24 protein-coding genes are annotated in these 20,347 nt (G+C 68.2%); 22 read left to right on the top strand and 2 right to left on the bottom strand.

The genetic code is table 11. The features are described 5' to 3' along the window. Positions 1–10: 10 nt before the first annotated feature. The 12 genes from EL272_RS09630 (at position 11) to EL272_RS09575 (ending at position 9,657) form a co-directional block, all read left to right on the top strand. Complete coding sequence (locus EL272_RS09630) at positions 11–580, top strand: isochorismatase family protein (protein WP_061787173.1); 570 nt, start codon at positions 11–13, stop codon at positions 578–580. 100 nt (positions 581–680) lie between these two features. Then, the gene (locus tag EL272_RS09625) at positions 681–1,529 is read left to right on the top strand and encodes a hypothetical protein (protein ID WP_061786778.1); all 849 of its coding nucleotides are present in this window, start codon (positions 681–683) and stop codon (positions 1,527–1,529) included. A gap of 259 nt (positions 1,530–1,788) precedes the next feature. Continuing rightward, entirely contained in the window at positions 1,789–2,511 is a 723-nt protein-coding gene (locus tag EL272_RS09620; RefSeq protein WP_014847006.1) for a hypothetical protein, read from the top strand. Beyond that, positions 2,498–3,463 carry an LCP family protein gene (locus EL272_RS09615; RefSeq protein WP_082793744.1) on the top strand — a complete coding sequence of 322 codons (966 nt, stop codon included), beginning with the start codon at positions 2,498–2,500 and terminating at the stop codon, positions 3,461–3,463. The genes EL272_RS09620 and EL272_RS09615 overlap by 14 nt, the downstream gene beginning before the upstream one ends. A 51-nt stretch (positions 3,464–3,514) precedes the next feature. Continuing rightward, positions 3,515–4,141, top strand: a complete 627-nt coding sequence (locus tag EL272_RS09610) for an NUDIX domain-containing protein (RefSeq protein WP_061786780.1) — start codon at positions 3,515–3,517, stop codon at positions 4,139–4,141. After that, positions 4,142–5,053: a site-specific tyrosine recombinase XerD gene (locus tag EL272_RS09605; protein ID WP_014847004.1), complete on the top strand. Its 912-nt coding sequence runs from the start codon at positions 4,142–4,144 to the stop codon at positions 5,051–5,053. A gap of 130 nt (positions 5,054–5,183) precedes the next feature. Then, positions 5,184–6,110 (top strand): ParA family protein, encoded by a 927-nt coding sequence (locus tag EL272_RS09600; protein WP_051015011.1) that lies wholly within the window; start codon positions 5,184–5,186, stop codon positions 6,108–6,110. Then, positions 6,107–6,481 carry a hypothetical protein gene (locus EL272_RS09595; RefSeq protein ID WP_014847002.1) on the top strand — a complete coding sequence of 125 codons (375 nt, stop codon included), beginning with the start codon at positions 6,107–6,109 and terminating at the stop codon, positions 6,479–6,481. Before EL272_RS09600 ends, EL272_RS09595 begins: the two co-directional genes overlap by 4 nt. After that, on the top strand, positions 6,478–7,302 hold the full coding sequence (locus EL272_RS09590; protein WP_061786781.1) for a segregation and condensation protein A: 825 nt from the start codon (positions 6,478–6,480) through the stop codon (positions 7,300–7,302). The genes EL272_RS09595 and EL272_RS09590 overlap by 4 nt, the downstream gene beginning before the upstream one ends. Next, positions 7,299–7,862 (top strand): SMC-Scp complex subunit ScpB, encoded by a 564-nt coding sequence (scpB, locus tag EL272_RS09585; RefSeq protein WP_014847000.1) that lies wholly within the window; start codon positions 7,299–7,301, stop codon positions 7,860–7,862. Before EL272_RS09590 ends, scpB begins: the two co-directional genes overlap by 4 nt. Beyond that, positions 7,855–8,589: a pseudouridine synthase gene (locus tag EL272_RS09580; protein ID WP_061786782.1), complete on the top strand. Its 735-nt coding sequence runs from the start codon at positions 7,855–7,857 to the stop codon at positions 8,587–8,589. Before scpB ends, EL272_RS09580 begins: the two co-directional genes overlap by 8 nt. Positions 8,590–8,625: 36 nt before the next feature. Continuing rightward, positions 8,626–9,657 carry an FKBP-type peptidyl-prolyl cis-trans isomerase gene (locus EL272_RS09575; protein ID WP_014846998.1) on the top strand — a complete coding sequence of 344 codons (1,032 nt, stop codon included), beginning with the start codon at positions 8,626–8,628 and terminating at the stop codon, positions 9,655–9,657. Here the strand turns inward: EL272_RS09575 and gluQRS are convergent. Continuing rightward, positions 9,641–10,570: a tRNA glutamyl-Q(34) synthetase GluQRS gene (gene gluQRS, locus EL272_RS09570; protein ID WP_061786783.1), complete on the bottom strand. Its 930-nt coding sequence runs from the start codon at positions 10,568–10,570 to the stop codon at positions 9,641–9,643. The two genes, EL272_RS09575 and gluQRS, sit on opposite strands and share 17 nt — an antisense overlap. A gap of 65 nt (positions 10,571–10,635) precedes the next feature. Here gluQRS and EL272_RS09565 point away from each other — a divergent pair, with 65 nt between their 5' ends. From EL272_RS09565 to EL272_RS09525, 9 genes are read left to right on the top strand one after another with little or no spacing between them, the layout of a single operon-like run. Next, a complete protein-coding gene (locus tag EL272_RS09565) occupies positions 10,636–11,565 on the top strand; it encodes a helix-turn-helix transcriptional regulator (protein ID WP_061786784.1) in 930 nt (309 codons plus the stop codon). Continuing rightward, positions 11,562–12,491: a helix-turn-helix transcriptional regulator gene (locus EL272_RS09560; RefSeq protein ID WP_014846995.1), complete on the top strand. Its 930-nt coding sequence runs from the start codon at positions 11,562–11,564 to the stop codon at positions 12,489–12,491. Before EL272_RS09565 ends, EL272_RS09560 begins: the two co-directional genes overlap by 4 nt. Before the next feature lie 37 nt (positions 12,492–12,528). Then, on the top strand, positions 12,529–12,714 hold the full coding sequence (locus tag EL272_RS09555) for a hypothetical protein (RefSeq protein WP_014846994.1): 186 nt from the start codon (positions 12,529–12,531) through the stop codon (positions 12,712–12,714). Positions 12,715–12,756: 42 nt separating this feature from the next. Next, positions 12,757–13,086 (top strand): twin-arginine translocase TatA/TatE family subunit, encoded by a 330-nt coding sequence (gene tatA / locus EL272_RS16050; protein ID WP_014846993.1) that lies wholly within the window; start codon positions 12,757–12,759, stop codon positions 13,084–13,086. 5 nt (positions 13,087–13,091) lie between these two features. Next, positions 13,092–13,967, top strand: coding sequence for a twin-arginine translocase subunit TatC (tatC, locus tag EL272_RS09545; RefSeq protein WP_014846992.1), 876 nt, complete (start codon positions 13,092–13,094; stop codon positions 13,965–13,967). Continuing rightward, positions 13,964–14,878, top strand: a complete 915-nt coding sequence (locus EL272_RS09540; protein ID WP_014846991.1) for a diacylglycerol/lipid kinase family protein — start codon at positions 13,964–13,966, stop codon at positions 14,876–14,878. Before tatC ends, EL272_RS09540 begins: the two co-directional genes overlap by 4 nt. A 22-nt stretch (positions 14,879–14,900) precedes the next feature. Then, the gene (locus EL272_RS09535) at positions 14,901–17,645 is read left to right on the top strand and encodes a DEAD/DEAH box helicase (RefSeq protein WP_061786785.1); all 2,745 of its coding nucleotides are present in this window, start codon (positions 14,901–14,903) and stop codon (positions 17,643–17,645) included. Then, positions 17,645–18,412, top strand: a complete 768-nt coding sequence (gene hisF, locus EL272_RS09530) for an imidazole glycerol phosphate synthase subunit HisF (RefSeq protein WP_061786786.1) — start codon at positions 17,645–17,647, stop codon at positions 18,410–18,412. Before EL272_RS09535 ends, hisF begins: the two co-directional genes overlap by 1 nt. 5 nt (positions 18,413–18,417) lie before the next feature. Beyond that, a complete protein-coding gene (locus EL272_RS09525; RefSeq protein ID WP_014846988.1) occupies positions 18,418–18,819 on the top strand; it encodes an HIT family protein in 402 nt (133 codons plus the stop codon). A 114-nt stretch (positions 18,820–18,933) separates the two neighbouring features. Here the strand turns inward: EL272_RS09525 and lexA are convergent, their stop codons facing one another. Continuing rightward, positions 18,934–19,737, bottom strand: a complete 804-nt coding sequence (gene lexA / locus EL272_RS09520; RefSeq protein WP_061786787.1) for a transcriptional repressor LexA — start codon at positions 19,735–19,737, stop codon at positions 18,934–18,936. Positions 19,738–19,937: 200 nt separating this feature from the next. Between lexA and EL272_RS09515 the strand changes: the two genes are divergently transcribed. Further along, the gene (locus EL272_RS09515; protein WP_061786788.1) at positions 19,938–20,267 is read left to right on the top strand and encodes a hypothetical protein; all 330 of its coding nucleotides are present in this window, start codon (positions 19,938–19,940) and stop codon (positions 20,265–20,267) included. The last annotated feature ends 80 nt before the right edge of the window (positions 20,268–20,347 follow it).

Here is a 20,347-nt window from a genome sequence, read left to right as displayed (position 1 = left end):
AGTGACCGGCATGAGCCGTGCACTGGTGGTAGTCGATGTACAACGTGATTTCTGCGAGGGAGGGGCCCTCGCCGTGGCCGGGGGTGCGGATGTGGCCGGGAGAATCAACCGGCTGCTGTCGGGGGAACACAGCTACGACGTGGTGGTTGCCACCCGGGACCACCACGTGGATCCGGGCGGGCACTTCAGCGACTCCCCGGATTTCAAGGACTCCTGGCCGCCGCACTGCGTAGCGGGTACCCCCGGTGCGCAGCAGCATCCCGGGTTGGTCTTCACGAAGTGGGACGGCCTGTTCCTGAAGGGGCGCAACGAGGCCGCCTACTCCGGTTTCGAAGGAACCGACGAGGCCACCGGCGAACCCTTGGAGGATTTCCTGAGGAAACGCGGCGTGACCGAGGTCGATGTCTGCGGAATAGCCGCCGACTATTGCGTCAATGCCACGGCCCGTGATGCCGCGCTGGCCGGTTTCGAAACCACCGTCCTGATCGATCTCACGGTCGCGGTGCATCCCCAATCCCTGCCGGATCTCGTGAAGGAATGGAACAAGGCGGACCTGCGGGTGCGCAGGACTGAGGGGTGACGGTTGCGTCTTTCGTCAGCCCGGTTGTGGCGGATACTAACTTTCGGATAGCCTTTCCTCCCGTGGTGCGCCAAGGTGCGTGCACCGGGGAGGAACGGGCATGAGAAAACGGATCCTGGTCGGTATTTCGGTCCTGGGTCTCGGGCTGGGCACATTGACGGCCCCCGCCGCGCGGGCCGAGGGTTCTGCAACCCTGAGCCTGTACGCCGTCGGCGCCAAGGCGGACGGCACATCCCCGGTGTGGCTCGGAGGACGGTGCAGTGGCAACGCGTCCGGGGCCGTCCTGCGCTTCTTCTCCGATAAGGTGCCGCAGCCGGAGGCCGTCGAGGAGAGAACGGCCGAGACCAAGGCCCCGGAGGATGAATCGGGCGAGGCGCCGGACGTTGAGAAGGAAGTGGCCGTGACGTTGGAGAACGACGGCACCTTCGAACACATCTACGAAGCAACGGGCCAGCAGTACGTGGTGGCGACCTGCAAGTACTCGGACGGGGAGGCGGTGAGCAGCGGCGTCGCTGTCGACGCGGACCAGCCGACCGAGCCAACCGTCACCGCCACGAGCGACCAGCAGGGTTTTCAGCCCGGCGGGACGATCAAGGTATCCCTCAAGGGATTCGCCCCGAACCAGGAATTCGAGGTGTACATGCACTCCAAGCCCGTCAGGCTCGGGACCGGCACCACGAATTCGGATGGCAGCGCCGACGTGGATGCGAAGATTCCCGATGATGCCACGCCCGGAAAGCATCACCTGACGGTTCGGGCCAAGAATGCGCAGCGGGCGATTTTCTCTTTCATCCTGAAGAACAAATCCGGGGCGAAGAATGATACCTCCGCCACTGAGGGATCCGCACAATCCGGGAGCGGGCAGCGGGGAAAGGCGTGGAAAACCGGTGGGCAGATGCCGGCGAAACGGGTGGCGCTAAAACCCGGCCTGCCCCGGACGGGACACTGACCGGCGGTTTCATCTTCGGTAAATCCCCTTGTGAACCGCGTTAAAGACGGGGCGGTGTGGCAGTTGGTGTCCCGGCATGCGGTAGAGATAGCGCCGGACCGCCCGCATCCGGGGAGCGGCTTTGCCCGGCGCGGAGCAAGGGTGACCGCGGCAGGTGGCATCTGTTGAGGCGACCTTTCGGCTATCCGAATGGGCCATCAATGGTATAGCGTAAGTCGCGTGCGTGGCACTGGGCCGCGCGAAACAGAGGGGAAGATAAATGAAGAAGCGTGTCCTTGCCGGGGCAGCCGCCTTGACCTTGGCCTTCGCCGGGTTCACCGGGATCAACCAGGCCTCCGCCGATGACGGCGTCGCGCCTTCGCTGACGGTCCGTGCTGTCAACACCGCCCAGGGTGATTCCTCGGCCTATCTCGCGGCCAAGTGCCCCGAGCACACCGCGAAGGCGGTCATCAAGGTCGGTGAGTGGAAGACCGAGACCATCAACCTGAAGGACCAGCCGTCCGAGTTCGGGTACATGATCACCAGCACCCAGGGGCAGACCCCGACGTCGCTGACCTGCTTCGATTACCAGGACCAGTCCACCAACACCACCATCACCGTTGACCTGACCAAGGCCGTCGGCCCGCAGGTCACCGTCACCGGCGACGGCGTGGCTCGCAAGGCCGCTCCCGGCGGGAACATCGCGGTTGGAGCCACCGGTTTCACCGCCGGCCAGGAGCTCGATGTCACGCTCTACTCCAAGCCCTACCCGCTCGGCAAGACCACCGTTGCCGCTGACGGTTCCGCCCAGCTGAACGCAGTCCTCAGCGGCGACGTGACCCCCGGCAGCAGCCACTACGTCGTCGTCAAGAACGACAACGAGGTTGGCCTGGCCAACGTCACGATCGTCAACAAGGACGACCTGAAGAAGAGCGGCCAGCCCGGAGACAACGGCGGGAAGAAGAACAAGCCCGGTCTGCCTCGCACCGGTGCCGCAATCTGATCCGACCAGCAACCGCCCCGTGCCGGAAGGCCCGGGGCGGTTTGCCGTTCCCGGGTGGATCTGGAAACCCGGGGTGCTGATCCTCGCGGTGGTGGTCGGCCTGGTCACCGCGGGGGCGCTGCTGAATGCCCGGGCGAACCGCCTGGACGTGAGGCTCCACGCATCGCGGAACGACGGGCGCACCCTCCTGGTGGTCGGGATCGACGACCGCTCCCTGGCACCCGAGGGCACCACCGACTTCGGGGAACTCGGCGACGAACACGGTGCCCGCGCCGACCTGATCCTTGCCCTGCACCGGCAGGGAGGACAGATCCGTGCCGCGAGCATTCCCCGCGACCTCGTCGTCGAGGTCGCCCCCAACGAATACGACCGCTTGGCCACCAGCTGGCTGCGCGGCCCGCAGGCTTTCGTGGACGGCCTGTGCCGCAGCCTTGCCATGCCCGTGGATCACGTGGTCGTGGTGAACCTGCGCGGATTCGTCACCCTCGTCGACGCGGTCGGGGGAGTGGACGTCACTTTGGAGCATCCGTTGCGGGACGAACACGCGCACATAGACCTGCCCGCGGGAACCCAGCGGCTCGACGGGCGTACGGCGCTCGGTTTCGTGCGCAGCAGGCAGGGGGAGATCCTCGTCGACGGCACCTGGACCGCCGATCCCGAGGGTGCAGCGGGGCGGCAGCGACGTGGCGGCGAGGTGTTCCGGGCCCTGCAGGGGCGGCTGCCACGCAACCCCGTGACCCTCTACTCGCTGGCCTGGAGGACGCTGCCAGAAACCTCACTCAGCGACGGCACATCCCTGCTGGACCTGGCCGGGTTCCGTGACCTTCCGGGTGATTTCGCCCGCATTCCCGTCGAGGGCGGCAGGGACGCCGACGACTGGGTGGCCACGGTCAACGACCAGACCCGTGCCGCCCTGGCCGAAACCGGACTGGCAGGTGGCTGTAGCGTCTGATGGGTGCGGGACGGATGACGCCGCACCAGAACGGCAGCCAGGAGGAACCGGATGAGCTGGGATCGACCCGTCGCGTGGGAGGTCAGGAAACGAGTCGAGCTGGGGAGAGGGCGCGTTTCCGCGTTCGTCGACGAGACCATAGCCACCCCCTCCGGGGAGGTCATCGCACGCCAGTACCTGACCCACCCGGGCGCGGTGGCGGTGGTCTGCTGGGATGAGAAACACGACACCATAGCGGTGGTGCGCCAGTACCGGCACCCCGTGAGGTATGAACTGGTGGAGATCCCGGCCGGGCTGCTCGACATGGCCGGCGAGGACCATGTGGCGGCGGCGCGGCGGGAACTCGCGGAGGAGGCCGAACTGGCCGCCGGGCGCTGGAACGTCCTGGTGGACATCACCACCACCCCGGGGGCCTGCGAGGAATCGCTGCGGATCTACCTGGCCCGCGACCCACGCAACACTTCCCGCCCGGACGGCTTCGTCCTGGAGGGCGAGGAGGCGCACATGCGTTCCGAATGGGTTCAGCGCGAGGACCTGGTGGCGGCGGTGCTGGCGGGGCAGTGCCAGTCCCCGACGCTGGTGGCGGGAATCCTGGCCCTCGAAACCGCCAGGCTGTCCGGGCGCATCGGCCAGCTGCGTCCCGCCGATGCGCCGTGGCCGATCAGGGCCGGTCGCTGAGTGAACGCGGCCGAGGACGCGCTGGAGCAGTATCTGGCACACGTGCGCGTGGAACGGGGACTGCGGGCCAACACCGTGGCCGCCTATCGCCGTGACCTGGAACGCTACCTCTCCTTCCTCGCGGACCGGGGCGTGACCGACCTCGGGGATGTGAGCCCCGTGGAGATCAGCGAACACGTCCGTGAACTGGCCGCGGAACTCAAGGGGGCCTCGGTGGCGCGGGCCCTCGTCAGCGTGCGGAACCTCCACGCCTTCGCCCACGAGGAGAAAATGACCTCCGAGAACCCCGCCGCCGAGATCCAGGTTCCCAAACTGGGCAAACGACTCCCCAAGGCGCTCAGCGTTGCCGAGATCGAGAGGCTGCTGGCCACCCCCGACCGGGAGGATCCCATCGGGTTGCGGGACGCCACCCTGCTGGAGCTTCTCTACGGCACGGGCGCCCGGATCTCGGAGATCACGGGACTCGACGTCGACGACGCCACCATAGCCATGGCGGACGAGGGCGCGGGCCTGAAGCTCAGGGGCAAGGGCGGGAAGGAACGGGTGGTTCCCCTCGGCAGCTTCGCCAGGGAGGTTCTCGACGCTTACCTGGTGCGGGCTCGCCCGGGGCTCGCTGTCAAGGGTGACGGCGGGGGAGCACTGCTGCTGAACACCCTCGGGAGGCGCCTGTCGCGCAACTCGGCGTTCACCATCGTCTCCAGATGTGCCAGGACTGCGGGAATCGGGACGGAGGTCTCCCCCCACTCGCTGCGGCACAGCTACGCAACCCACCTCCTCGAGGGCGGTGCCGACGTGCGGGTGGTGCAGGAACTGCTCGGGCATGCATCGGTGGCAACCACGCAGATCTACACCCTCGTGACCGTGGACCGTCTCCGCGAGGTCTACCTGGAGGCGCACCCGCGGGCGAGATGAGGAACCGGGCACCGACCGAGCCGGCGCATGCGGGCATTGGGCGGCCGGAGCTCCCGCGATGGCCGCCTGACGAATCTCCGGGCCGACGCGATCCCCGAAGCGCAAGCGCGGCGGCCCCGGCATCGCTAGGATGGACTTGTCGACATTTATAGGAGGCGAAGTGGCCGACGAGCTGTTCAAGGTTCCCGACGCTCCTGCGGAGTCAACCCTTCCCGAGGAACTCGGGCCCACCGGGCGGCCCGTTCCGGATCTACCCGTTCCCGCGCCACCCGCACCCGGCCGGGACATGCACGCCGTCATCATCTCGATGTGCAACCAGAAGGGCGGGGTCGGGAAGACCACCACCACCATCAACCTGGGGGCCGCGCTGGTGGAACTCGGACACAAGGTGCTGCTGGTCGACTTCGACCCACAGGGGTCGCTTTCCGTGGGGCTCGGCGTCAACCCCCACACCTTGGAACGCAGCGTCTACAACCTCCTGCTCTCCCGCGAGTACATGGCGGACGAGGTGATCCAACCCACCTCCGTCGAGGGGATGGACATCCTCCCCAGCAACATCGACCTGTCCGCCGCCGAGGTGCAGCTCGTCAGCGAGGTGGCGCGTGAACAGACCCTCAGCCGGCTGCTGGAGCCGCTGCGCGGCGAGTACGACTTCATTCTCGTCGACTGCGCCCCCAGCCTCGGGTTGCTGACCATCAATGCCCTGACCGCCAGCGATTACGTGATCATGCCGCTGGAGTGCGAGTTCTTCGCCCTGCGCGGCATCGCGTTGCTGACCGATACCATCTCCAAGGTCTCCGACCGGCTCAACCCGAACCTGAAGATCCTCGGTATCCTCGGCACCATGTACGACGGGCGGACCCTCCATTCCCGAGAGGTGCTGGAACGAGTCGTCCAGGCCTTCGGCGACGACGTCTTCCACACCGTCATCCGGCGCACCGTGAAGTTCCCCGAGACCACCGTCGCCGGTGAACCCATCACCACCTACGCGTCGGCCTCCAAGGGAGCCGACGCCTACCGGATGCTGGCGCGAGAGGTGCTGAGGAAGTGCCGGTGAACAAAAGGGCGAGCCTGCCCGGGGCGAGCGAACTGTTCCGCCCCACAAAGGCCCCGGAGCCGGTGACCCCGGCCACTCAGGCCCCGCAACCGGAACCGAAGGAAAAACCCGGGAAACGCACACAACCGGAACAGCGGAAACCGTCCCGGCCCGTGGCGACGGGCCGGGTCAAACACGACCAGAAGATCACGGTTTATTTCTCCTCCGAGGAACTGTTCGCGCTGGAGGACGCCACGCTGGAGTTGAAGAGACGGCACGGCATAAACCTCGACCGGGGGCGCCTGGTGCGCACCGCAGTCGCCCTCGCGCTGCTCGACCTGGCCGAGAACGGCGCCGAGTCGGCGGTGGTGACGGAGCTCAACCGGAAGTGAGCCGACGACCTCGCGCCCGAGCCGAGGAGACGCCGCAGACCACCCCGGGTTTCGACGTGCACCTGGAGAACTTCGAGGGGCCGTTCGACCTGCTGCTCCAGCTCATCTCCCGACGCGAACTGGACGTCACCCGGGTGGCGCTGAGCCAGGTCACCGACGAGTTCATCGCCCATGTTCGCGCCGCCGGCGATGCCTTGGGGTTGGAGCAGACCAGTTCCTTCCTGGTGGTGGCCGCCACCCTCCTGGATCTGAAGGCGGCCCGGTTGCTGCCGGGCGGTGAAGTGACCGAACCCGAGGATCTGGCGGCCCTGGAGGCCCGGGACCTGCTGTTCGCCCGGCTGCTCCAGTACCGGGCCTTCAAGCAGTTGGCCGCCTGGGTGGAGGGAACCATGGCCACGGCGGGCCGTCAGCACTGGCGCCCCGGCGGGCTGGAGGAACGATTCCGAGGCGTCCTGGTCCAGGTCGAGCTGCCGATCGGACCCGAGGATCTGGTGCGGCTGGCCGCCCGGGCGTTGACGCCGAAACCGGCTCCCGTGGTGCAACTCACCCACCTGCACGGCAGCCGTGTCAGCGTCGTGGAGCAGACCGGGATCGTCGCCCGGCTGCTGGCCGGGAAGGGGCAGCTCACCTTCCGGTCCCTGGTAGCGGGCTGTGACCGGTTGACCACCGTCGTGCGATTCCTGGCGATCCTCGAACTGTTCCGCGCCGGACGGGTCAGTTTCGAACAGGCCGGTCCGCTCGCGGAGCTCAGCATCCGCTGGTCGGGGGGAGAAACCACGGGAATCGTCGTGGACGAATACGAACCCGAGGAGCAGACGTGAGTGTTGCCCGCGCCGTCGAGGCGCTGCTGATCATGGCCACCGATCCCGTTCCCGCCGCTGACCTGGCGGCCCAGCTGGGGGTACCGGAACACGAGGTGGTGGCGGAACTGGAACAGCTGACCCGGTTCTACCGGGAAACCGAACGGGGCTTCGAGCTGCGCCGCGTCGCGGGGGGATGGCGCCTGGCGACCGCCCCGGATCTCGCCGAGGTGCTGGAGGCCGCGGTGGTCGCGGAAACCCGGGCCCGGCTCAGCCAGGCGGCGCTGGAAACCCTGGCGGTCATCGCCTACCTCCAGCCCGTGACCCGCGGCCGGGTCTCCGGGGTGCGGGGCGTAGGCGTCGACGGCGTCGTGCGAACCCTGCTGGCCCACGGCCTGATCACCGAGGCGGGGGAGGAACCGAACGGGGCCATGACCTTCGCCACCACGTCGCTGTTCCTGCAGAAGCTGGGGCTCGACTCGCTGGATGAGCTGCCGGACTTGGCGCCGCTGCTGCCCGACGCCGTAGCCTTGGAGGCCGAACTTCGCGCAGCATCGGGAATCGAGGAACAACATGACTGAGCCGGAGGGCATCCGCCTGCAGAAGGTGCTGGCGGCGGCCGGGGTGGCGTCGCGCCGGGCCAGCGAGATCCTGATCTCCGAGGGACGCGTGGAGGTCAACGGCAAGGTGGTCTCCGAGCAGGGACGCCGGGTGGATCCGGAACGCGACACGATCCGGGTCGACGGGGCCCGCATCCCCCCGCCGCGCAGGCACCGCTACCTGGTGCTGAACAAACCTCGCGGGGTGGTTTCCACCATGGACGATCCGGAGGGCAGGCGCACCCTGGTGGACTACCTGCCGCGGAAATCGGAACGGCTGTTCCACATCGGGCGTCTCGACACCGACACCGAGGGCCTGATCCTGCTGACCAACGACGGTGAATTCGCGCACCGTCTCTCCCACCCCAGCTTCGAGGTTCCGAAGACCTACGTGGCAGAGGTCGCCGGCATCGTGGACCAACGGACCATTCAGCGCCTGGAGAAGGGGCTGCGACTCGAGGACGGTCCCGTCAAACCCGATCGGGTCAAACTGCTCTCGCGCGGTGAGTCGCGTTCGCTGCTGGCGATCACCCTCCACGAGGGCCGCAACCGCATCGTCAGGCGCATGATGGATTCCGTGGGTCACCCGGTGGACCGGCTGGCGCGCACCGGCATCGGCCCCGTCCGGCTCGGGCAGCTCACCATCGGGACCATCCGCGAACTGACCCGCGAGGAACTGGGAGCGCTGCTCGATCTGGTGGGTATGTGAGGAGCGTGGCAACCGGTCTGGGGTAACATTTGCCGGGTGCGTTTGAGTGAAGTGATGACCCGAGCACGGATGGCCCTCGCCGCCGCCGCGCTTTTCGCTGTGGCCCTGACGGCCTGCTCCGGCGATCCGACCACCGATCCCTCCGGGGGAAACACGGATGATGCGGCGACGACACCCGCCGCGTCCCCGAGCGATGCCGCTTCGTCCCCGGACCCGCTTCCCACGGGGAGCCTCACTCCCTCGGAGAACCTCGACGCCATCACCGTCTCCGACGCCGACGTTCCCGAGATCACGGTTCCCGCACCGTGGGCCATCAGCAGCACCCAGACGAAGGTGCTGCGCGACAGCAGCAACGCCCAGGTCGTGGGCGCGAACTCCACGGTCACCGTCAACTACGTCGGTGTCAACGGGCGCACCGGGGCCGTGTTCGACAGCTCCTTCCAGAGAGGAAAGGAAGCCACCTTCTCGATGGGAGGGGTCATCGCAGGGTTCAAGAACGGCCTCACCGGACAGAAGGTCGGCTCCAGGGTGCTGATCGGCATGACCGGGGCAGACGGCTACGCCCAGGGCAATCCCCAGGCCGGCATCCAGGCGGGTGATTCCCTGGTGTTCGTCGTCGACATCATCGCCGCCTCCTACGATGAGGCGACGGGTGAGGCCGTGACACCAGCCGCGGGGCTGCCCACGGTGACCATGACCGAAGGCAAACCGGAGGTGACGTTCCCGGAGGGTGGTGTCAACGCCGAACAGCTTGTGGTGCAGCCGCTGATCAAGGGCCCCGGCAAGACGATCGAGGCCGATTCCACTGTCTCGGTGAAGTACCGGGCCTGGGGGGCGAAGTCCGGGAAAATGATCCTGGACGGTTGGCGGGGGGCCCAGAGCGGCAAGCTCTCTACCCTGATCAACGGCTGGAAGACCGGCCTGTTGGGGCAGACCGCGGGGTCGCGGGTGATGCTCGTGGTGCCATCCGCGGACTCGTTCCCCAACGGTGAGCCCAGCAAGGGACTGGAGGCCGGTGAGGGTCTCGTCTACGTGATCGACATCCTGGACGTCAAGGCAGCGTCGTAGCAGAACTGGCGAAACCGTTCCCCGTCCAGGTGGCGGGGGCGCAGAAGGTATCGGGAAGGGGCTCAGGCATAACGGCCAGGGCCCCTTCCGGCGTTTCGTGGCGTCCGAGCCCCAGCGAGGCCGTCAGCTCAGCCAGAACTTCGGGGATCCGCCAGCCCCGGTCGAGCAGGTCGGCCAGGGTGACCGCCCCGTCGCGTTTCGCCAGGCGCCTCCCGGCAGGATTGGTGACCAGGCCGATGTGTGCGTAGCTCGGCGGCCGGCCGCCGAGCAGGGTCGCGAGCCAGGCCTGGCGGGGCGCTGAATCGAGGAGATCGGCACCCCGGGTGATCCGGTTCACCCCTTGGTGCAGGTCGTCCACCACGGCCGCGAAGTTGTACGCGGGCACCCCGTCACCCCGGATCAGCACGAAATCGTCGACAACACCGGTCACCTCGCCTGCGAAACGATCGGTAACGGTGAACCGGGCACCCTTGGCGCGGATGCGGATCGCGGCCGGACGCTGCCGCCTGCGCCGCGCCCGCTCGGCCGCGGAGAGCCGCGCGCAGGTCCCCGGGTAGGGACGATGACCCTCACCGTGTGGGGCGGATACGGCCTGCTCGATCTCCTTGCGCGTGCAGAAGCACTCGTAGGTGCGGTCCCGCAACCGGGTGAGGGAGTCGCGGTAGGCGTCCAACCGTTCGGACTGGGTCACGACCTCGCCGTCCCAGGTCATTCCCAGCCTCCGGAGGTCGGACAGCTGCCGGTCAGCGGCCCCACCGGCCGCCCTCACCCGGGCCGCGTCGAGGTCCTCGACGCGCAGCAGCCACCGTCCCTCCTCCCGCCGGGTCAGCAGCCATCCGGCAAGCGCTGTGCGCAGGTTCCCGAGGTGCAGATCGGAGGTCGGGGAAGGTGCGTAACGGTCGACGATCGGCATACCCCCATTGTTGCGGGGCGCAGTCCCCGGTACCCTCTAACCCACCAGGCCACCAGGGAGATGAGATGTCGGCGAGCAAATCAGAGAGGCTGCTGAATCTGCTGATCATGCTGCTCAGCACCCGGGGCTGGGTGGGGCGTGATCGCATCCGGCAGGTCATCGAGGGGTACCGCGGGCTGGACGACCGGAACTTCGAGCGCACCTTCGAGCGGGACAAGGCCGAGTTGCGGAGCATCGGGGTCCCCGTGGAGGCGGGCTCCCACGAATCCGAAGGGGGAGAACCCGGCTACCGGGTGGATCGTTCCGCCTTCGAGTTGCCGCCCATCTCCTTCACCACGGATGAACTGGCCGCTCTGGGCGCCGCCGCCCGCGTGTGGCAGGACAGCGTCGCGGCGGACGACACCCGGGTGGCGCTCGCCACGCTACGGGCCGCCGGGGCCGACCCGGACGCCGCCCGGTTGCTGACCCTGCAACCGCAGCTCACCGCGATCGACGGTCTCGACGTGTGGTGGGAGGCGCTGCGGGACCGGCGCGAGGTGCGGTTCGGATACCGCGACGAACCCCGCAGACTCCAGCCGTGGCGGATCGTGCAGCGCCGCGGGCACTGGTACGTGATCGGATTGGACCTCGACCGCGCGGAGAGACGCCACTTCAAGCTGTCCCGGCTCACGGCCCCGCCCCGGGCGGTCGGGGAGAGCGCCGCCTACGAACCACCGGAGACGGTTGTCATCGACTTCGCATCATCGGAGCAGCGTCCCTCGGCCAGAGTCGCCCTGCGTCCCGGGCGTGGACACGACCTGGTGCGCAACGGCCGGCTGGCCGCTCCAATGGCCGGTGACCCGGAGGGTTTCGAGGTCTACGAGCTGCCGTTGACGCCCGTGCTCGTCGGTGAGATCTGCGCGCTGGGTGCGGATGCCATCGCCCTGGCGCCGGAGGAACTGGTCGACGACGTGGTGGCCCGGCTCCGGGCGGTCGCGGGGAGGTGGGCCCGATGAGGTCGACGGATCAGGTGCAGCGTCTCATCCAGCTGGTGCCCTACCTCACCCAGAACCCGGGGGTCACGGTGACCGAGGTGGCCCGCGACTTCCGGACCACCCCCGCCGTGATCCTGCGGGACCTGGAGGTGATCCAGTTCTGCGGGCTGCCCGGGGGATTGACCGACGACCTCTTCGACATCGACATCGAGGGGGTCCGGGCCGACGGGGAGATCTACCTGTACAACTCCGACGTGCTGGCCCGTCCCATGACCCTGACCGCGGTCCAGGCGGCGAGCCTCATGGTGGCCCTGGGAGCGCTCGTCGAGCTCGGATCCGATGCTGCAGCCAGCGCCAGGGCGAAGCTCAGCGAGGCCTGCGGACAGGCGGGAACCGGGATCGAGGTCACCCTGACCGCGGGCGACGAGGAGATCCGCCGCGTCCTGACCCGGGCCTGCGAGGAACGCCGGGTGGTGCGGATAGAACATGAAGGCACCGGGGGGCGGGCCGTGGTGGAGGTGGAACCCGCCCGCCTGAGGGTGGTGGACGGCACCACCTATCTCGACGCCTGGTCCCGGCTGCGGGATGCCTGGCGCAGTTTCCGCATGGACCGGATCCGCGCCGTCGTGATGCTTGACGAGACGTCCCCGCAGCGGGAGGGCCTGGAGGAGGCCACGGGGTCCTGGTTCGCCGATTCCGAACGCAGGGTGGAGCTGTCCCTCGGGCCCGGCGCGGCCTGGGTGCCCGAGTATTACCCGACCCATTCGGTCGAGTCCGACGTCACCGGGCTGAAGGTGGTGCTTCCCGTCGGCAGCCGCGACTGGTTGGTCTCGCTGCTGCTGCGGCTCGGTGAGGACGTGGTGATCGTCAGCGACGGGGAAGCCGTCACTGAGGCCGCGGAACGGGCCCGGGAGGCGCTTCGCGCATACGGTCGCGAGGAAACCTGACCGGATCTACCGGCCGGGTCGGGTACGATCGCGTAGTGTGATCTGGGTAATCGTTCTTGGCTGCTTGGCGGCGGCCGGGGTGGTGGTCCTGGTGGTGCTCGCCGTCGGGGTTCGGAACAAAATTGACGACGTTCTGGTGGAGACGCGAGTGTTGGAGGAACGTCGCGAGGAGTTGAAGGAGCTCACAGCGAGCGTTCAGCTGCCCCACAAGCACCACGAGTAAGCTTCACAGAAACGAACGAATCCAAAACGAGGTAACTGCACTATGCCGAACATTGGTCTCCCGGAACTTCTGATCATCCTGCTCGTCGCCCTGCTGCTGTTCGGCGGTTCCCGCCTGGCGGGGCTCGGGAAGGGAGTCGGACGCTCCATCCGGGAGTTCAAGGAGGAGGTCAAGTCCGCCGAGTCCCCCGACCAGGACAAGGACAAGTCCTCCGAACCCGAGGTGGTCGAGGCGGAGATCGTCGACGAGAAGGCCGCGGACCTGGAACGTCGCCAGCGAGAGCTGGAGGCCCGCGAGCAGGCCCTCAAGGAAGCCGAGTTGAAGGCCCGGGAGGCGGCGCTGAACGCCCGTGAAGCCGAGACGGGGAACTGATCACATTGAGTTCCGACGCCAGTCGTGCTGAGGCGAAACCGCGTCGGTCCAGCTGGTTCCGCCCGCCCAAGAAGGAGTCCCCGGACGGCAGCATGTCGCTGGGGGATCACCTTCGCGAGATCCGCTACCGCGTCACGATCTCGGCCCTGGCCCTGGTCCTGGCGGCCATCGGATGCGCCTTCTTCTACCAGCCGCTGGTGCTGTTCATCATGGAGCCCTACAACGTCGCGAGGGCGGACGTGAAGGCAGCGAATCCCGAAGCGAACCTCCAGCTCGCCAACACCGGGGTGACCGGGCCCTTCACCCTCGGAGTAGTGATTCTGATCGTCTGCGGTCTGATCATCACCATCCCCGTGTGGCTCTATCAGATCTGGGCCTTCGTGGCCCCCGGCCTGCTCGCCAAGGAGAAGAAGTACGTGCTGTACTTCATGGCGGCGGGAATCCCGCTGTTCCTGGCGGGCTGCGCCATGGGCTACTGGGTTTGGCCCAAGGGCATAGCGGTCATGCTGAGCTTCACGCCGCAGGACCTGGGGATCATGAATTACCAGGACATGGCGGAGTTCGTGACCCTGGAGTTGAAGATCATCCTCATCTTCGGGGCGTCTTTCCTGCTGCCCGTGATCGTGGTGGCCCTAAACCTGCTCAATGTGGTGCGCGGCCACCAGCTCAAGAAGTGGCGCAAGGGCGTGTTCTTCGGCTCCTTCGTGTTGGCCGCGGTCGCCACCCCGTCGACCGACCCGTTCACCATGCTCTGCATGGCGGTCCCCATGACACTGCTGTTCTACCTCTCCGAGATGGTCTGCCGCGGCCTCGACAAACGCAAGGGCATCGTCGCCGCGGAGGAGGAACAATTCAACATAGACGTGGATGACGGCAAGTGAACCAACTGGCGAAGCCGCGCCTGCTGACCCTGGTGGTCAACGAGCGCTCAGGCGGGGGACGCGCTGGCCGCATGCTGCCCAAGGTGGCGCGCAGGCTCCGTGAGCAGGTTCCCACCGCGGAACTGCACATCATTTCCTCCAACTCGTGGACCGAGGCCGAGAAACTGACCCGCGCCGCGGCCCTGGAGGCCCGCCCCGGGGATGCGCTGCTGGTGATGGGGGGCGACGGTATGGCCCATCTCGGGCTCAACGCAGCGGCGGGCACCGAGGCGACCCTAGGGCTGATCCCCGCGGGCACCGGAAATGACTTCGCGCGCGGCGTCGGCGTGCCCCGCACAGTGGACGAGGCCGTCGGGGTGATCGTCGCGGGCCGGACCCGTACCGTCGACCTGGCCCACATCTCCAACGACACCTTTCCCCGGCGTTATGTTGGCGCGGTGGTCTCCACCGGCTACGACGCCCGGGTGAACCGCTCCACCAACCACATCAGGTTGCGGCTGGGGGCCCTCAGCTACGGCTACATCGCGCTGCGGGAGCTGGCCTCCTTCTCCCCGCTGCACTACGACATGATCATCGACGGGGTGCGCCGCCGCCAGGAGGCGATGTTGGTCGCGGTCTCCAACACGGGAATCTTCGGAGGCGGCATGCGCATCGCCCCCGAGGCCGACCCCACCGACGGTCTCCTCGACGTCACGGTGGTCGGCCCGGTATCGCGGACCACCCTGCTCAGGCTGCTGCCCTCCATGTACTCCGGGGCCTTCGTCAAACACCCCTGCGTGGAACAGTTCCCGGCGCGCAGCATCGAACTGGCCGGCGAGGGGTTGTTCGTGATGGGCGACGGCGAGGAACTGGGCGAGGTGCCCGTGCGTGTCGAGTGCGTGCCGGGAGTGCTCAAGGTCTTCGTCGCCTGAGGCGCCCTGCTACCTTGGGGCGGTGACCGATCAGGTGCAGCGCTTCGCCGCGCTCTACTCCTTTCCGCTCGACGACTACCAGATCGCCGGCTGCGAGGCCCTGGCCTCGGGCTCGGGGGTGCTGGTGGCCGCGCCCACCGGGGCGGGCAAGACGGTGGTGGGGGAGTTCGCCGTGTGGCTGGCCCTGGAGACCGGCACACGATGCTTCTACACCACCCCGATCAAGGCGCTGAGCAACCAGAAGTACCACGACCTCGTGGCGCGGCACGGCGCGGACCGGGTGGGGTTGCTGACGGGCGATTCCTCGGTCAACGGCGACGCCCAGGTGGTGGTGATGACCACCGAGGTGCTGCGCAACATGATCTACGCCTCCTCGACGGGGCTGAACAACCTGGGTCACGTCGTCATGGACGAGGTGCACTACCTGGCCGACCGGTTCCGCGGCGCAGTGTGGGAGGAGGTCATCCTCGGGCTGACCCCTCGGGTGCAGATCACGGCGCTGTCGGCGACCGTCAGCAACGTGGAGGACTTCGGCGACTGGCTGCGCACCGTGCGGGGGAGTTTCGAGGTGGTGGTCTCCGAGAGACGTCCCGTCCCCCTCTACCAGCAGGTGCTGGTGGGAACGAAACTGGTGGACCTGTTCGAGGGTGTCGCCCCGACCGCCAGGGAACTGCCCGGCGAGCGAGCGGCGAAGGTGAACCGGGAGCTGCTGAAGGTCTCCCGCGCCGAGGCCACCCGGGTGCGTGATGACTCCCGGCGGCCCCGCGGGCGTTCCGGCCGGGGGAAGAGACCCCGCGGCTCCGGTTCCTTCGGCGGTGACGTCCATCCGCGGTTCGCGGGGCACCGCACCTCGCGGACCGAGGTGGCGCGGGTCCTGGAGAGGGCCCGGCTGCTGCCCGCGATCTGGTTCATCTTCAGTCGCGCCGGGTGCGACGCCGCCGTCGAGCAGCTGCTCACCGCCGGGGTGAACCTGACCACCCGCGCCGAGGCCGCCCTGCTCGGGGAGATCGCCGACCGGCACGTCAGCGGATTGTCGGTCACTGACCTGGACGCGCTCGGCTACGAGGACTTCCGGGGCGCCCTCTGTGCGGGGATCGCCGCCCATCACGCCGGGCAGCTGCCTGCTTTCAAGGCGATCGTGGAGGAGGGATTCGCCACCGGGGCCTGCAAACTGGTCTTCGCCACCGAAACCCTGGCGCTCGGCATCAACATGCCCGCCCGGACCGTTGTGCTGGAGAAACTGGTCAAGTACAACGGCGAGGCCGTGGTGGACATCACCCCGGGGGAGTACACCCAGCTCACCGGGCGGGCGGGTAGACGCGGCATCGATGTCGAGGGACACGCCGTCGTGCAGTGGCAGCCCGGCATGGATCCGCGAGCCGTAGCGGGCCTGGCGTCGAGGCGCACCTATCCGCTGCGTTCCTCCTTCGCGCCGAGCTACAACATGGCCGTCAACCTGACCGCGTCGCTGGGCCGGGAGCGGGCACGTGAGGTGCTGAACCAGTCGTTCGCGCAGTTCACCATCGACAAGACCGTGGTCAAGGCCAGCCGGGCGGACCGCGACCGCCGCCGCGAAATCGCCGCCAGCCGCGCCGAGGCCGAATGCCACCTGGGGGATTTCATGGAATACGCGGCCCTGCGGGAGGAGATCTCCCAGCTCGAGGGCACCTCCGCGGCCGCCCGCCGGGCCCGGCGCGCCGACGACATCGCCGAGGCCATCTCGAAGCTCATGCCCGGGGACGTGATCTGGGTGCCGAGGCAGGGCTGGTGCGTGGCCCTGGCCGTCGGGCAGAAACAGAGTCGCGACGGGGTGCCGTGGGTGCAGGTCATCGCCGCCGATCACACCGTGCTGCGGCTGCGGCCCCACGACCTGCCCGGCGCCCCCACCCCCGTCTCCCGGGTCAGGGTACCCCGGCGTTTCTCCGTGCAGGACCGCAAGGCGCGCCGGGAACTCCTGGCGGGGCTGTCGGCCAGGCTGGAATCCGTCGACCCCGAAACCCCGGTTTTCGAACCTACCCCGACCGACGAGGAACAGGCGAAGCGGATCGCGGAGCTGAGGCGCAGAATGAAACGGCACCCCTGCCACGGCTGCGAGGACCGGGAACTGCACGCCGTCGCAGCAGCACGCGCCATCCGCCTCGAACGGGAGGCCACGCGCAGAGAGGCCGAACTGACGGGACGCGCGAACTCCCTGGCCGTGCAGTTCGACCGGGTCTGCGGGGTGCTCTCCGACCTCGGCTACCTGCACGGGGACGAACTGAGCGACGCGGGGCGGATGCTGCGCCGCATCTACAACGAACTGGACCTCGTCGCCGCCGAGTGCATCCGCCGCGACGTGTTCGCGGACCTGGACGGGCCACAGCTGGCCGCCGTGCTGTCGTCGCTGCTCTACGAGTCGCGACCGGGCCGCGACCAGCGGCACCCGCGGATGCCGGACGCCGCCAGCGAGGCGGCGCAGTCCGCGTTGCGGACGGTGTGGCGTGAGATCGGGGCGCTGGAACGCAACCACCGCCGCGACCGGGGACGCGAACCCGACATCGGTTTCGCGGAGGCGGCGTGGCGCTGGGCCAGCGGCCAGGAACTCGCGAAAGTGCTGCGCATCAGCGGCCTGCCCGCCGGTGATTTCGTACGCTGGGTGCGGCAGGTCGTCGACCTGGCCGGCCAGATCGCGACGGCCGCCGGTCCCGGGGACCTGCGCCGCACCTGCCGGGAGGCGATCGCCGCGATGCGCCGCGGGGTCGTCGAGACCGATATCGAGGAGGACTGATGGGAGTCGCGTTGCGCGTGATCCCCTGCCTGGACGTTCACGACGGACGGGTGGTCAAGGGGGTCAATTTCCGCGACCTCAAGGACGCCGGGGATCCGGTGGAGCTGGCCGCCCGCTACGGTGCGGAGGGGGCGGATGAGTTGACCTTCCTGGACATCTCCGCCTCCGCGCAGGGCCGGGAAACCACCCGGGAGATGGTGACCCGGTGCGCGGAGACCGTGTTCATCCCCCTCACCGTGGGAGGCGGGGTGCGATCGGTGACCGACGTGGATGCGCTGCTGCGCTGCGGGGCCGACAAGGCGGGCATCAACACAGGGGCGCTCGCCGATCCGGGGGTGATCGACAAAATCGCGGCGCGTTTCGGCAACCAGGTGCTGGTGCTGTCCTTGGACGCCCGGCGCGCGGACTGGGCGCCCTCCGGGTTCGAGGTCACCACCCACGGCGGGCGCAGACCGGCGGGCCGGGATGCCATCGAATGGGCGAAGGAAGCAGTGGATCGGGGTGTCGGGGAGGTGCTGCTCAACTCCATGGACGCCGACGGCACCACCGACGGTTTCGACATCGGGATGATCCGGGCGGTCCGCGCGGTCGTGGACGTGCCGCTGATCGCCTCCGGCGGGGCGGGAACCACGGCCCACTTCGTCGAGGCCGCCCGCGCCGGTGCGGACGCGGTGCTGGCGGCAAGTGTCTTCCACTACGGGAGGCTCACTATTGTTGGGGTCAAGCAGGAGCTGGCCCGGGCCGGCTTCGAGGTACGAGGAGTCTGAAGACCATGAGCGATTGCCTGTTCTGCCGGATCATCGAGGGCGAGATCCCCTCGAAGTTCGTCTACGAGGACGAAACCGCCGTCGCCTTCCTGGACATCAACCCGTGGCAGCAGGGACACACCCTGGTGGTTCCGCGCCGCCACGTGGCCGACGCTCTGGAGGACCCAACAGCACTGGCAGAGATCACCCCCGCCATCGGGGCGGTCGGCAATCTGTTGAAGAAGAAACTGGGCGCCAGCGCCTGCAACATCCTCAGCAACGCCGGCGCCGACTCCGGGCAGGAAGTCTTCCACCTCCACGTCCACGTCCTGCCCCGCTACGCGGACAACCCAGGCATCTCCAACATGCGCGGACCGATCAGCGACGACCTGGACCAGGTGCACTCCCGCATCACCGCGAAGCGATGACACCAGGTGCGGTTGGCGCGCCGCACCTGTTCCCAAGGAACCAAGAAGGGCCAGGATCCGCCGGGCGGATGGCATCTCCGCGCCCGGCCATGGAGGTTTCTTCCTGAACCGGTCTCACACCCGCCGCATCACCGCCACCACCTTGCCCATGATGCGGGCGCCGGTGCCGTCGATGGGGGAGTAGGCGGCGTTGTGGGGCATCAGCCAGGCCTTGCCGCCCCTGCGGCTCAGGGTCTTCACAGTGGCCTCGTCGTCGAGCAACGCGGCGACGATGTCGCCGTTGTCGGCATCGGGCTGCTGCCGCACCACTACCCAGTCGCCGTCGCAGATGGCGGCGTCGATCATGGAGTCCCCGCGCACCTCCAGCATGAAGAACGTGCCCTTCCCGACCAGCTGCCTGGGCAGGGAGAAGACGTCCTCCACCTGCTCTTGGGCGAGAATGGGGCCGCCCGCCGCGATCCTGCCCAGTAGGGGCGTCTCGACAGCCTCGGGACGTGAGGTGTGGGTCTGTTCGGGGTCTGGAAGCTCCGGTGCGGGTGCCTCGGGGGCGACGGTCTCCGGCAGGGTCACCACCATGGCCCGCGGCCGGTTCGGGTTGCGGCGGATGAAACCGGCTTTCTCGAGCACCTTCAGCTGGTAGGCGACCGAGGAGGTCGATGCGAGACCGGCGCGTTCGGCCAGTTCGCGCATGCTCGGGGGGTAGCCGTTGGCCTCCACGGCGTCCCGGATCAGTTTCAGCAGCAGCTGTTGGCGAGGAGTGAGGTTGCCGGTCCCACCCGAGGGGGAGGAGAGTTCGGCTATGCGCGCCACGTCGGCGGCCGCCTGTGCCTTGCTGGGACGCCCTGCGCGCGAAGTCTTGCGGGAGGGAAGCCGGATGATCGTGGCCTCCGCGGTTTCCTCGTGGGTCTCGTCTGCCATGACGCCATCCTACCCCAGAATACGAACATCTGTTCGAGGATGGCGGTGCGGAGCGAAAATGTCGGTGCCGGCGTGTTGACTCCTTCCGTGACGCAATGGGAATCGAAAAGGTGTTTGAAACTGCGCGCGGGTTCCTGTAGCGTTTCGAACACAGGTTCGACGTGCCGCGGATGGCGGCCGTAGTGGCAACAGGAGGAAGCATGAGCATTGAAGCCGCTGAGATGACCACATTCGCCCGCTCCCGCAGGGGGCGCCGCGCGGGAGGCCCCGCCGGCCGTCCCGCCCAGCCCGCGCCCCGTGTCCGTTCGTCCCGCGGCCCCGCGACGCGCGGTCCCCTCGGCGGTTCCTCCTGCACGGTTGTTCGCCCCGGATCTCGTTTCGCGCAGCGCCTCAAGTCGATGGCCTTCGCTGCTTTGGTGGTGCTCTCCTTCGTCGTCGCGGCGCCGGGAATCGCATCTCTCAACCAGCCTGACCCGACCCCGACGCCCACCGCGGGGGATCCCGCCTGGGCGCACGTCACGGGTCGCTGAGAAGTTTTCCGGGACTTCCCAGCGACACGCCGTCGGTGTTTGACGGCGCAGGGTCATCGGCATATGGTTCCTACATCTAG

It is taken from the genome of Arachnia propionica (assembly GCF_900637725.1).
Taxonomy (GTDB): domain Bacteria; phylum Actinomycetota; class Actinomycetes; order Propionibacteriales; family Propionibacteriaceae; genus Arachnia; species Arachnia propionica.
Note: the sequence above shows the minus strand (reverse complement) of the source record. Positions and strands in the feature narration are given on the sequence as shown.